At 61.9% G+C, this 12,028-nt stretch carries 15 protein-coding genes and 1 pseudogene; 6 read left to right on the top strand and 10 right to left on the bottom strand.

The features are described 5' to 3' along the window. The first annotated feature begins 83 nt into the window (after positions 1–83). From AC1DYO_RS16845 to AC1DYO_RS16835, 3 genes are all read left to right on the top strand, one after another. Positions 84–596, top strand: a complete 513-nt coding sequence (locus tag AC1DYO_RS16845) for a winged helix-turn-helix transcriptional regulator (protein ID WP_477265033.1) — start codon at positions 84–86, stop codon at positions 594–596. 94 nt (positions 597–690) lie between these two features. Beyond that, a complete protein-coding gene (locus AC1DYO_RS16840) occupies positions 691–924 on the top strand; it encodes a hypothetical protein (RefSeq protein WP_023670152.1) in 234 nt (77 codons plus the stop codon). A gap of 183 nt (positions 925–1,107) precedes the next feature. Further along, positions 1,108–1,539: a GlcG/HbpS family heme-binding protein gene (locus AC1DYO_RS16835; protein ID WP_477265031.1), complete on the top strand. Its 432-nt coding sequence runs from the start codon at positions 1,108–1,110 to the stop codon at positions 1,537–1,539. 5 nt (positions 1,540–1,544) lie between these two features. Here AC1DYO_RS16835 and AC1DYO_RS16830 read toward each other — a convergent pair whose 3' ends face one another. The 4 genes from AC1DYO_RS16830 to AC1DYO_RS16815 all read right to left on the bottom strand — a co-directional run bounded on the left by AC1DYO_RS16830 (position 1,545) and on the right by AC1DYO_RS16815 (position 4,333). Continuing rightward, positions 1,545–1,946, bottom strand: coding sequence for a hypothetical protein (locus AC1DYO_RS16830; protein WP_142869343.1), 402 nt, complete (start codon positions 1,944–1,946; stop codon positions 1,545–1,547). Between the two features lie 193 nt (positions 1,947–2,139). Then, the gene (locus AC1DYO_RS16825) at positions 2,140–3,087 is read right to left on the bottom strand and encodes an agmatinase (protein ID WP_477265029.1); all 948 of its coding nucleotides are present in this window, start codon (positions 3,085–3,087) and stop codon (positions 2,140–2,142) included. A 202-nt stretch (positions 3,088–3,289) separates the two neighbouring features. After that, positions 3,290–3,472, bottom strand: a complete 183-nt coding sequence (gene rpmF / locus AC1DYO_RS16820; RefSeq protein WP_008834724.1) for a 50S ribosomal protein L32 — start codon at positions 3,470–3,472, stop codon at positions 3,290–3,292. Positions 3,473–3,625: 153 nt separating this feature from the next. Then, on the bottom strand, positions 3,626–4,333 hold the full coding sequence (locus tag AC1DYO_RS16815; RefSeq protein WP_477265102.1) for a biosynthetic peptidoglycan transglycosylase: 708 nt from the start codon (positions 4,331–4,333) through the stop codon (positions 3,626–3,628). A 131-nt stretch (positions 4,334–4,464) separates the two neighbouring features. On the opposite strand from AC1DYO_RS16815, the gene AC1DYO_RS16810 reads away from it, so the two are divergent. Then, positions 4,465–5,382, top strand: a complete 918-nt coding sequence (locus AC1DYO_RS16810) for a polyprenyl synthetase family protein (protein ID WP_477265027.1) — start codon at positions 4,465–4,467, stop codon at positions 5,380–5,382. A 39-nt stretch (positions 5,383–5,421) separates the two neighbouring features. Here the strand turns inward: AC1DYO_RS16810 and AC1DYO_RS16805 are convergent, their stop codons facing one another. Beyond that, positions 5,422–6,423 carry an NADP-dependent oxidoreductase gene (locus AC1DYO_RS16805; protein WP_477265026.1) on the bottom strand — a complete coding sequence of 334 codons (1,002 nt, stop codon included), beginning with the start codon at positions 6,421–6,423 and terminating at the stop codon, positions 5,422–5,424. A 68-nt stretch (positions 6,424–6,491) separates the two neighbouring features. Beyond that, positions 6,492–7,307 carry an oxidoreductase gene (locus tag AC1DYO_RS16800; RefSeq protein WP_477265024.1) on the bottom strand — a complete coding sequence of 272 codons (816 nt, stop codon included), beginning with the start codon at positions 7,305–7,307 and terminating at the stop codon, positions 6,492–6,494. Between the two features lie 103 nt (positions 7,308–7,410). Between AC1DYO_RS16800 and AC1DYO_RS16795 the strand changes: the two genes are divergently transcribed. Then, a complete protein-coding gene (locus AC1DYO_RS16795; RefSeq protein ID WP_477265022.1) occupies positions 7,411–7,995 on the top strand; it encodes a TetR/AcrR family transcriptional regulator in 585 nt (194 codons plus the stop codon). Between the two features lie 450 nt (positions 7,996–8,445). Here AC1DYO_RS16795 and AC1DYO_RS16790 read toward each other — a convergent pair whose 3' ends face one another. From AC1DYO_RS16790 to AC1DYO_RS16780, 3 genes are all read right to left on the bottom strand, one after another. Further along, a complete protein-coding gene (locus AC1DYO_RS16790) occupies positions 8,446–9,261 on the bottom strand; it encodes an oxidoreductase (protein ID WP_477265020.1) in 816 nt (271 codons plus the stop codon). An 87-nt stretch (positions 9,262–9,348) separates the two neighbouring features. Continuing rightward, positions 9,349–10,626 (bottom strand): beta-ketoacyl-ACP synthase II, encoded by a 1,278-nt coding sequence (fabF, locus tag AC1DYO_RS16785; protein ID WP_477265018.1) that lies wholly within the window; start codon positions 10,624–10,626, stop codon positions 9,349–9,351. 47 nt (positions 10,627–10,673) lie between these two features. Further along, positions 10,674–11,252, bottom strand: coding sequence for a TetR/AcrR family transcriptional regulator (locus AC1DYO_RS16780; RefSeq protein WP_477265100.1), 579 nt, complete (start codon positions 11,250–11,252; stop codon positions 10,674–10,676). An 83-nt stretch (positions 11,253–11,335) separates the two neighbouring features. On the opposite strand from AC1DYO_RS16780, the pseudogene AC1DYO_RS16775 reads away from it, so the two are divergent. Then, a pseudogene (locus tag AC1DYO_RS16775) lies at positions 11,336–11,659 on the top strand (AtaL-like protein); the annotation flags it as partial. 103 nt (positions 11,660–11,762) lie between these two features. Here AC1DYO_RS16775 and AC1DYO_RS16770 read toward each other — a convergent pair. Further along, a complete protein-coding gene (locus AC1DYO_RS16770) occupies positions 11,763–12,020 on the bottom strand; it encodes a hypothetical protein (RefSeq protein WP_477265016.1) in 258 nt (85 codons plus the stop codon). Between the last annotated feature and the right edge of the window lie 8 nt (positions 12,021–12,028).

Here is a 12,028-nt window from a genome sequence, read left to right as displayed (position 1 = left end):
TTCAAACTGATTGCGTTTTGCAATCGGTTGCACGATAATAAAACTGGTACGATAATGCAACTGGTTTTTTTGGGGAGAGTTGGATGAAAACCGAACACCGCTCGGGATGCCCTATCAATCTGTCGTTGGAAGTGTTCGGCGACCGCTGGAGCCTGATCATCCTGCGCGACATGATTTTTGGCGGCAAACGCCACTTTCGCGAGCTGCTCAACGGCTCGATCGAGGGCATCGCTTCCAACATCCTGGCCGACCGGCTGAAGCGGCTGATGGAACTCGGCATGCTGACCAAGGCCGACGACCCCTCGCACAAGCAGAAGGCGATCTACAGCCTGACCGAAATGGCAATCACGCTGGTGCCGATCATGGCGCATCTCGGTGCCTGGGGCCGCGTCTGGCTGCCGGTCAGCGAGGAGCTGTCGATCCGCGCCGAACTGCTGGAGAAGGGCGGCCCGCCAATGTGGGAGCAGTTCATGGACGAGTTGCGCCACGACCATCTGGGGACGCCAGTCGCAGCGGCGGGGCGGCCTTCCGTTCGCGCCACATTGCAGGCCGGATATGAGGCGGTGGTGGCTCGAAAGGCGTCGAGCGCCGCATAGACTGCGGGCTGGTAACCAACTTATTTCCCCATTTGCAGGCCGGCTCTGCTATCAAAGGGGCGAAAAACATAATTTATGGGATTGGATAACGCTCTTGGTTGAGAACTCTAAGGATACTGCCCGCGCCCGGGCGGATATGCGTTTCAAGAAGCAGGAAGAGGCAGCCACGGTGCGGCAAAAGGCGATGGCGGAGTATGTCGCCGAGGCCGACGCCCGCCAGGCCAAGACCAACAAGCTCCGGGCCTTGCGCCTTGCCAAGGAAGCGGAAGACCTCGCCAACGCACCTGCCGCCCCAGTCAAGAAAGCTGCGCGAGCCAAGAAGAAATAGCGCTCGGCGGTCTCTTCATCGACGCCCGATCTGGAAGCCGGCAGCGCTATCCTGTGTCGGTCAACGGCACGCTCCGAGCCGCCGCCATTCCGCTTTCCCACGCGAAGTAATTTCAACCGCAACCGGGATTTCGCATCTCCCGTGTCAGGCCGATGATTGACGCGTTTTGAACAGGAGACAGCCATGACCGCTTTGACCCTCGAAAAGGCCAAGCAAATCATCGACGCCGCTTTCGCCAAGGGCGCCGAGCTGAAGCTCAAGCCGCTCGGCGTCTCCGTGCTCGATGCCGGAGCTCACCTCGTTGCCTTCCAGCGCCAGGACGGCGCCTCGTTCCTGCGCCCGCAAATGTCGGCCGGCAAGGCCTATGGCGCGCTCGCCATCGGCATGGGCTCGCGCCGTATCGAGGCTTTCGCCAAGGAGCGGCCGCATCTCGTCGCCGGCATTTCCGACGTCTCGGGCGGACGCGTCCTGCCGGTGGTCGGCGGCGTGCTGATCCGCGAAAAGTCGGGCGTCGTCATCGGCGCCGTCGGCATTTCGGGCGACACGTCGGACAATGACGAGGCCGCAGCCATCGCCGGCATCGAAGCGGCGGGCTTCACCGCCGATCCGGGCTGAGAGCTCTAGTTTAAGTTGATATCCCGGCTGGCCGAGCGCATCGAGACCGAGAAACCGGCCAGCACGTCGAACAGCGCGATCACCATCAGCGTGAAGAAGACGGAGTGCGCCGCGCCCTTCACCAGCAGGAACTCGACCAGGAACGCCACGAAGACCAGTGTCGACAACAGATGGTCCATGATCGAGGCGTTCGTGGTGCGCACCGACTTCACCATTTCGAGGAACAGGAAGATCAGCCCGATCACCACCATCAGGTCGCCGAGCGTCATCGAAAACACCCCGCCAGACATCATGCGGAAAGAAAAGATTTCGGTCGCCCACGGATCGTCGCCGCTGCCGAATATTCCGAGGAGTCCGAGATTGTAGGCCACGAAGGGCACGATCAGCAGCGGGATGGCACCGAACATCAGGCGTCTCCTCAAGCAATTCCGGGGAGCGGTTTCCCACAGGAATTGCACAAAACAATGGGGGCACCTTCTGTAGAGTGCTCCGCAGGCACGCCGTCAAGATTTTTCGCATGCGCCCGCAAACACGGAAAAAGACCGTGCGAAACAACCCKGTCAGCCGCAATACCCCGGCTGACCGCCGACACGCCGGGATTCAGCGCTTGAACTGGCCTGTCCGTACGGCGGCGCCGATGGCATTGAGAATGAGAAGGCCGGCGGTCATCGATGTGATCTCGTTGACATCGCGCGCCGGCGCGATCTCGACGATATCCATGCCCACGACGCGCCCCTTGGCAAACAGCCCCTTGATCAGCTCGATCGTCTGCCGATAGCTGATGCCGCCAGGCGCCGGCCCTTCGACCGCCGGCATGACAGCGGGATCGAGACCGTCGGCGTCGATGGTCAGGTAATAGCGGCCACCATCCGGGATGCGCCCGAGCAGCGCCGCCGTGCCGATATCCTGCCATTCATCGGCGGTGATGATGTTGGAGCCGTAGGCGCGGGCCGCCTCGACCTCCTCAAGCCGGGCGCTGCCCTGGCCACGGATGCCGAGCTGGAAAATCCTGGCGATATGCGCCATCTCCGACGCCCGGCGGATGGGGCTGGAGTAGCCTTCCCTGACGCCGTTGACGTTGTCGCGCCAGTCGAGATGGGCATCGATCTGCACCAGAGTGATCGGCCCTTCGCCGTCAAACGCACGAAAGATCGGGATCGGAATGCCATGATCACCGCCAATGGTGATCGGCAAGGCGCCGGCGGCGCGGATCTTGCGGATCGCCGCTTCGGCCCGCCCGTAGTGGCCGCCGGCGGCATCGCCGGGGACATCGCCGACATCGACCACCTTGACGTCCTGTCCGTCGAACAGGGTCCCGCCAATGTCGAAGTCATAACGATCGAGCCCGAGGCTGATGCGCTGCGAGGCGCGCCGCACCGCGGTCGGCGCGTTGGTCTGGTCGTTGATCAGCTCATCGATCGTGTAGGGACTGCCGTAAGGCATGCCGATGATGGCGACATCGGCCTTCAGCCCATCGAGATCCTCGACCAGCGGGAAATTCATGAAGGTCTGGAAGACATCGCGCGGTGCTGTGGTGAGCTTGGTCATGCTTGTCCTCTGAAGCCGGCCGGTCGCCGCGCGGAAGCGCCGCGACAAGGCATGCGGACCCAATACAGCACTGCCGTCGCATCTTGTATCGCCACGGACGCCCCGGTCTTTGGCATAGCTGGCGGCGCGGCGACCGCCAAACGCAAAAAGACCGGCCAATGGCCGGTCTTTTTGGTATTCAAACCCTTCGAAAAAGCTGGTCTCAGCTTTCCTTGGGCGTCAAAACCTGGCGGCCGCGATACATGCCGGTCTTCAGGTCGATGTGGTGCGGGCGGCGCATTTCGCCGGAATTCTTGTCCTCGACATAGGTCGGGGCCTTGAGAGCGTCGGCCGAGCGGCGCATGCCGCGCTTGGACGGAGAGGTTTTTCGTTTCGGAACGGCCATGGATATGCTCCACTACATGGTCAAAATGCCCCGATAGCCCTCGTGAAAGGGCCGCGTCAGGGCCATAATCTGAGAAAGTCGGGTGCCTATACACGCCCTGCGCCGTTTTGGCCAGCACTGCGGCGAATTTTTTTGAGCCGGCAGCGGTTCGTCCTAATCAAGACAGCCGACATAAGCGCCCGACCGACCGGCGCGGCGCTCGATCAGCGACGCCAGCCGCCTCAAGCCGGGACCCGGCTTGGCCGGATTGCGGGCGATCGGGTTGGGCAGCGAGACGGCGAGCAGTGCCGCCTGCCGCCGCGACAGGCGTTTGGCCGAAACGCCGAAATGATGCTGGGCCGCCGCCTCGATGCCGTAGATGCCCGGGCCCCACTCGGCGATGTTGAGGTAGATCTCCATGATCCGCCGTTTCGACATCACCGCGTCGAAATAGACGGCCAGCGGCAGTTCGACCACCTTGCGCACCGAGCCCAGCGGCCGTGACCACAGGAAAAGGTTCTTCACCGTCTGCATGGTGATGGTCGAGGCGCCGCGCGTCGCCTCGCCGGCCAGCGCATCGTCGACGACGCCGCGCAATTCGCCGAGATCGACGCCGCGATGGAAGCAGAACTGCCCATCCTCCGACATGATCACCGAATTGGCCAGCACTGGCGACACATCGTCGATCGAAACCCAGCGCCGGTCGTAGCCGGAAAATGTCGCCAGGTCCTTGACCATCAAGGTCGATATCGGATGCACGAAGGACGGCAGGTAAAGGAAGGTCAGCACAATAGGTATCGCGGCCAGCACGGCGGCGACGACCAGGCAGCGCCGAGCCAGGCGCTTCAGACCGGCGCGGTTCACACGCCTCGGTCGCGCCATGTCCAGCCCTTCGGTTTCATGATCGACGATCGGTTCCGTCAAGCCGCCCCACCCGCGCCACTCTCCCGCATCCGGCATAATGGCGCGAGGCTTCTTGCGCAACGTCTGAGTGTCGGCTACCGCTCCCGGCCATGACGAAAGACGAGCAATTGGCCTTTGAAGCCGCACTTTTGGTGCGGGCGGCGGCGATAGAGACCGAACTCAGGCTGTTGCTCGACGGCCGTACGCTTGCCGGCGAGATCGCCCGGCCGGAGCGCCTGATGGCTGCCATGCGCCATGGCGTGCTGAACGGCGGCAAGCGGCTGCGCCCGTTCCTGGTCATGGAAAGTGCAGCCCTTTTTGGTGCTGATGGCGAAGCGGCACTCCGCGTGGCGGCCGCGCTCGAATGCGTGCATTGCTACTCGCTGATCCATGACGATCTGCCGTCCATGGACGACGACGATCTGCGCCGCGGCCAGCCGACCGTGCACAAGGCTTTCGACGAGGCCACCGCGATCCTTGCCGGCGACGCGCTTTTGACGCTTGCCTTCGACATAATCGCCGATGAGGCGACGGCCTTGCCGGCGGAGCGCAGGGCGGCCCTGGTGCTGGCGCTTGCGCGCGCGGCCGGCGCAGGCGGCATGGTCGGCGGCCAGACGCTCGACCTCGAAGCCGAACGCAACAGGCCCGACGAGGCCGGCATCATCCGGCTGCAGGCGATGAAAACCGGCGCGCTGATCCGCTTTGCCTGCGAAGCCGGCGCGATCATTGCCGGCGCCGCACCACAGGATCGCGACAGGCTGGCCGAGTTCGGCTCGGCTGTCGGGCTTGCCTTCCAGCTTGCCGACGATCTGCTCGACCTGACCGCCGATGCCAGCCAGATGGGCAAGGCGACCGGCAAGGACGCCGCCGCCGGCAAGGCGACGCTGGTGGCGCTGCACGGCACGAATTGGGCGCGCAGACAGCTCCATGGGCTGGTCAAGCAGGCGCATGAATTGCTTGAGCCTTACGGCGAAGAGGCAGCCCTGCTGAAAGCAGCCGCCAGTTTCGTGGCGGCGCGCAACAGCTGAGGTTTTGGCTATTGGCGGATGGGGGCTTGCGTGGGCTCGCTATCTGACCTTGACGACGACCTTGCCCTTGGCACGTCCTGTTTCGACGTAAGCCAAGGCCTCATTGGTCGCTTCGAATGGAAAGACCAGATCGACAACCGGGCGGATCGCTCCGGATTCGATGAGGGAGGTGATTTTGCTCAGCTGATCGCCCTGCGCCCACATGAAAAGGAACGAAAACTTCACGCCACGGCGCTTGGCTTTGGCCCGAATAGCGCGGCTCAGCAAGCGCAGCACCAGCCTCAGCATCAAATTCAGTCCCTTTTCCCTGGCAAATTCGGGATCCGGCGGACCGGAGATGGAAATGAGCTTCCCGCCCGGTTTCAGAACACTCAGGGATTTTTCAAGCGTTTTGGCGTCCTGGCTGTTCAAGACGACGTCGTAGCCCGACAGAACTTTCTCGAAGTCTTCTTTCCTGTAGTCGACGACGACATCGGCGCCCAAGCCCCTGACCAGATCGGCACTCGCCGCGCTTACCGTTGTCGCAACGGTCGCGCCGAGGTGCTTTGCCAGTTGGATGGCGAACGTCCCCACGCCACCGGAGCCGGCCTGGATGAAGACCTTCTGTCCCTTCTTCAAGTCTGCCCTTTCAATGAGCGCCTGCCAGGCGGTCAGACCGACCAGGGGGATTGAGGCCGCCTCTTCCATGCTGAGGTTTTTGGGCTTCAGGGCCACGTCGGCCTCATCGATTGCGATGAATTCGGCGAATGTCCCGATCCGGCCATCGCGCGGCCGCGCATAGACATCGTCGCCGGGTTTGAATTTGCGGACTTTTGATCCCACCCTGATAACCGTCCCAGCCACGTCGTGGCCCAGGATGAGGGGCTGGCGATAGGGCAGAATGAGTTTGAATTCGCCGGTTCTGATCTTCGAATCCAGCAGATTCACCCCTGCAGCATGGACCTCGACCAAGACATCATTGTCCCTCAGCTCCGGCTCGGGCATCTCGGCCAGCCGCAGAATGCCTTTCTTGTTATATTTATCGACAACGAATGCCTTCATGGCGGTGACTTTCTGAAAGTGTCTGTTGGTGTGCCGTTTGTGCGTGAAATTCTCGGTCTCACCGTTGTTCAGACCGGCAGGCGGAACTGCTTGCGCAAGGTCTTGTCGAACATCTCCGCTGGGGCGAAGCGGCGCAGCAGGCTGACCTGCCGCGCTGCCTTGCCGGCGGTATAGCGCCGTCGCGGACGGGCATCGGTCGCCGCCTTGACGACCACATCCGCCACCACTTCCGGCCGATCGGCTTTGGGCATCACATCGGCAAGCAGCGCCTTGAGCCCGGCTCGCGCCTGATCGTATTCCTTCAAGAGAGAATCCGGCTCGATGCCGTTCTGGTCGAAAACAGTGCGCACGAATGCAGGCTCGATGACCGAGACGCGAATGTTGAAGGCACGAACCTCATGATCGAGCGATTCCGAATAGCCTTCAAGCGCGTGCTTGACCGCCGAGTAATGCGCTGAGTATGGCGCGGGTACCAATCCCAGAATCGAGCCGATGTTGACGATGCGCCCTTGGCCGCGCCGCCGCATCGACGGCAACACCGCGTTGGTCATGCGGATGACGCCGAACAGATTGACGTCGAACAGGGCCTGCACCTGTGCGACCGAGGATTCCTCGGCGCCGCCAAGCAGCCCGACACCGGCATTGTTGACCAGCAGGTCGATGCGGCCGGTCTGGGCCAGCACGGTTGAAACGAGGGCGCTGACGGACGCCCCGTCGGTCACGTCGCACGTCAGCATGGACACCTGCGTCGGGCCGTTGCCGGCCTTGCTGCGACTTGTCCCGAAGACGGTATACCCCGCCCGCGCCAAGGCCTCGGCGCTGGCGCGGCCGATGCCCGAGGAGGCTCCGGTCACGATCGCGGTTCTTCCCGAAAATGCACTCATTTGATACTCCGGAGACATGAGGGCTAGCTTTTTGCCATTGGTTGAATTACGATCGTAATATCACATTACAAGCATAATGCAATAGCCGAAAGGAAACGTCGCCATGCGTTACGAGAAGGGCCGAAAGGACGCCTCACGCGATCGGATCGTGGAGGTCGCCGCCCAGCGTTTTCGCGGTGACGGTATAGCTGCGTCCGGACTGGCAGCCATCATGGGCGACGCCGGGCTGACCAACGGAGCCTTCTATCCACATTTCCAATCCAAGGCGGAGCTTGTGCGCGAAAGCCTGGTGGCGGCTATGGAGATCCAGTCGCAGCAACTGCACGAGGTATTGGCCGCCGGTGGCCCGGAGATGGGCATAGCGGCGTATCTGTCGGCTGAGCACCGGGATAATCCGGGAACGGGCTGCGCCAACGCCGCGCTGCTGCCGGAACTCGCGCGTCAGCCGCTCGAAACGCGCGAAGTCTATACAGAACGCTTGCTGGTTTTGGTGCGCCAGTTGTCTGCAGCGCTTCCGCAGACCAGGGATCCGGAAGGCGCCGCCATGGGTGTCTTTGCGACCCTCATCGGCACGCTTCAATTGGCCCGAGCGGTGGCAGGGACCGAATTGTCGGATCGCATCCTTGCGGCAGGAGCAGATGCGGCGCGGAGGCTGATCCAGACACCCGAGGGTGAGAAGGCATCCTAGAGGTCGGTGGCGGCAACGGCAAAGGACCCCTGACATCGTCATGGCGGGTCGCACAACAAGAAGTGTCCGCTTTGCCTCAAGAAGCTGTCAGCGATTGCCAGCGCAGGGCCATCTCAATCTGCGTTAAGGAATGACCGGATTTGGGCCGCAAGCGGCCTTGCGGCTTGGGGAGCTTGGAGTGTGAGAAGCGAACATTTAGGCGGCCCCATGCATCGACGTGAACTGACCTCAGTCGAACTTTGCCGAGCCCACTTAGATGCCGGATAGAAGACGTCTGGGTGAACTGGCCTTTCTGACCCTCGGGACCTTTGAGCGCGCTGAACCGGCTCAGGAAACGATGGGGGCGTCCATCGTTCGCCAATATTAGGCTTCGACCTTTCGCGCGAATATTTTCCGGCGCCGATGATTCCAATGTCCTTTCGCGACTGTCAGATGTTGTTGATGGCGACGTCAGACCGGCAACCCGAGCTGCTTTCGCAGGCTTTTGTCGAATGCGGACGCGGGGACGAAACGGCGCAGGAAACTGACCTGGCGCGCCATTTTTCCCGCCGCATAGCGTTTCTTCGGAGCGGGATCGATCGCAGCGGCCAAAATGGTCTTGGCTACCACTTCGGGCGCATCGCCTTTTTCCATCGATTTCCGAACGGTCATAGTCATGCCAGCGCGCGCAGAGTCATAGATATCAAGCAACTGATCGGGGGCGGCGAGATTGTCCTCGAATGACGTACGGGTATAGGCGGGCTCGACTAGCGAAACGCGAATGCCGAACGGGCGCAATTCGTGATCGAGCGATTCGGAATAACCCTCGACGGCGTGTTTGGTCGACGAGTAAAGCGCGAAATATGGAGCCGGGATGAACCCCTGCACCGAACTCAAATTAACGATTCTGCCCTTCCCTTGGTGTCGCATTGCCGGCAGGACCGCGTTGGTCACGCGGAAAACGCCGAAGACATTCACTTCGAACAGCGCCTGAGCCTGTGCGATTGAGGACTCCTCCGCGCCGCCAAACAGACCCATACCGGCATTGTTGACAAGCAGGTCGATGCGTCCGGTCTTGGCCAGAACGTCATCGACCATTGTCGCAACGGACGCGTCGTCGGTCACGTCGCAAGTCAGCATGGTAACGCCGTCGGATTGTGTGGAGGCCGTGCGACGGCTGGTTCCGAATACGTGAAAGCCGGCGTTCCGTAAGGTGTTGGCGGTTGCGCGCCCGATGCCGGAGGATGCCCCTGTGACGAGGGCGACGCCAGGATTGGTCTTGTTCATGGAAATCATTTCCTTCTTGCGTTGGATCGGAGAAGCATGAAAGGTCGGAGCAAAAGGCGTCTGTCCTGACTGCCCCTGGCGCTCGCGTCAGGCCACCGGGTGGTTCCAGCGCCTGAACAAGGCGCTGGCATTCACGCCGCCAAAGCCGAATCCATTGGAGATCGCGTACTCCATCTCCACTGGCCGGGGCTCGTTTGCGACGAAGTCGATTCCGTCGCCGGCCGGATCGGCCGCGCCCAGATTGAGGGTCGGCGGGGCGACCTGATCCCTGAGCGCCAGGATCGCGAAGATGGCGCCAAGCCCGCCAGCCGCGCCCAGCAGATGTCCGGTCGCCGATTTCGTCGCGCTGACAGCTATCGCGTAATCGCGCCCGAACACGCTCTTGATTGCCTCGATCTCACCTAGGTCGCCTACTGGCGTGGAGGTCGCATGCGCATTGAGATGACGAACCTCGCGCGCCGAAATCCCTGCTTGCGCAATTGCGATCTCCATGGCTCGGCGCGCACCGTCGCCGTCCTCAGGACCAGAAGTGACGTGGTGAGCATCCGCGGTCGTCCCGTAGCCGACGAGCTCGGCGAGCGGTTTTGCGCCGCGCGCCAGCGCATGGCTCAATTCCTCGATGACCAGCATGCCGGCTCCTTCGCCCATAACGAAGCCGTCGCGCGACTTGTCGAACGGTCGAGAGGCCTCATCAGGACGGTGATTAAAGGAGGTCGAAAGAGAGCGTGCCGCGGCAAACCCACCGAGGCTGACGATATTTATGCATGCTTCCGTCCCGCCGCACACGGCAATATCGGCTTCATTGGCGCGAATAATACGAGCCGCATCGCCAATCGCCTGGATGCCGGCCGCGCACGCCGTCACCGGCGCGCCGAGTGGGCCTTTGAAGCCATGGCGGATCGAGATGTGGCCTGCAGCAAGATTCACCAGGAAGGATGGCACCGTAAAGGGCGACAGGCGGCGAACGCCACGCAGGTCGACGGTGCGCACCGCCTCGGTGATGGCGGGAAACCCGCCGATCCCTGAAGCGATGATCGTGGCCGTGCGCAGGCGATCCGTTTCCGAGCCCGGCTTCCATTTTGCCTGCACAAGCGCCTCTTCCGCCGCCGCCAGCGCAAAGAGAATGAACCGATCTACCTTGCGCTGATCCTTCGGCGGCAGGACGGCATCCGGATCGAAACCAGCATCCGGCTCTTCTTCTATGGAGGGCACCACCCCGCCGACCTTCGCGGGCAGGTCGCCCACCACATCGTCCGGAAGCCTCCGGATGCCCGAGCGGCTGGCCAAGAGACGCGACCAGGACGCTTCAACGTCGGCAGCAAGGGGCGTGATCGCCCCCATGCCTGTAACCACAATCCGTCGCATCTATTCTCCTGTCACTTGGGTGCGCCCGACAGCGCTGCCCACGCCCTTCAAGCGGTGACTGCTTCGCGAACCTGATCGGTCGCCGCATCCAGAAAAGCCTGCGCGAGGCCCAGGTCATTGACGACCCGCGAGAGCAGCACCGCGCCGACCATTGTCGAGAGAATGACCATGGCCTTGCCGCCGGCCTCGTCGCCGTCGGCCTCGCCAACCCAACTGCCTAGCATCTCAAGGTACTCCTTGATCCCGGCTTCGAATGACGCCTTCACGTCGGCACCCTGTCTGGCAGCATCCGAGCCGAGCGCAACGACCGGGCATCCGTCCATCCTTTCTCCGCGATGGTCCATGCTGAGATAGAACGCGATCACTGCCTCGAGCGGATTCTCAGGGTTTGCCGCAGTTGCGTCCGACCAACGGTGGGTGGCGCTCTCCATCGCCCGCCTGGATGCCTGCGCAGCCAAGTCGTCCTTTGACTCGAATTGCTTGTAAAAGGCGCCTTGGGTCAGTCCGGCACCCTTCATCAGGTCCTTAAGGCCGATGCCGTCAAAGCCTCGCTCCCGAAAAAGACGGCTTGCCACATTGATCACGGTCTCGCGGTTTTCTGCGGCTTGAATTCGGCTCACGCGCATCATCGCTCTCCCTTTTGATTGCGTTCATAATCTATAATCGATATAGAAATCGAATGCAATCTAATTTGATGTGAGGCGCGAGCATGAAAAAGAGAACCGTTATTCCGGTAAACCCGGAAGGCGAACCTCGGTTGACGCGCGCTCAAGCGTGGAAGGGTCTTGAACTCAAAGCACGCGACGCGCGCTTGTTCCTCGTCCCAGGTCTCTGCACCCGTTGTGAGGTTGTTGAGGAAAGCGCGGCCCACTTAGTGCGGGAAGCCACGATCCGTGGCTACGACTCGCGCGAGATCGTCACGCTTGAGCCGGAAAGCAAGGTCGCCTTCTTCCAGGCGGCCGGTCCGCGCAAGGGAGTGATTGTCAACGAACTGTTCGAAGATGAGGAAGGCGCACTGCAGCTTTGCTTCTACTCCATGCCGTGCGCAACCTAGCGGAATACTCAGCTACAACGCCCATCTTGTACCGCTACTTGCACGTACAGCGAAGCTCCGCTTTCCGTCCAGGTGCCGAATTCTAGCGCGATGCAGCTAGGTTGGCTCTCTGCCCTCCTCGCTCACGTGCGCTCTTGGCAAAGCCGGCTGCGGCCTTTGCAGCGATGTCCGGTTTTGGTGAACGGACTGGACCGTTTGAATGGCTGCCATGAGGCGCAAAGCCGCCAAACGTCGGCGCCTCACGGCGGTCGCCTTCGGGACAAAAGCTCTCAATCACCATGCGGCCGTCTTCTGCCCATGTGTCAGCCACCACCACGAACGAAATTTTAATGTAAATCAAGCGTAATC

This window comes from Mesorhizobium sp. P2_F5, assembly GCF_056403715.1.
The sequence above is the reverse complement of the archived record's forward strand: the minus strand, read 5'-3'. Positions and strand labels throughout refer to the sequence as shown.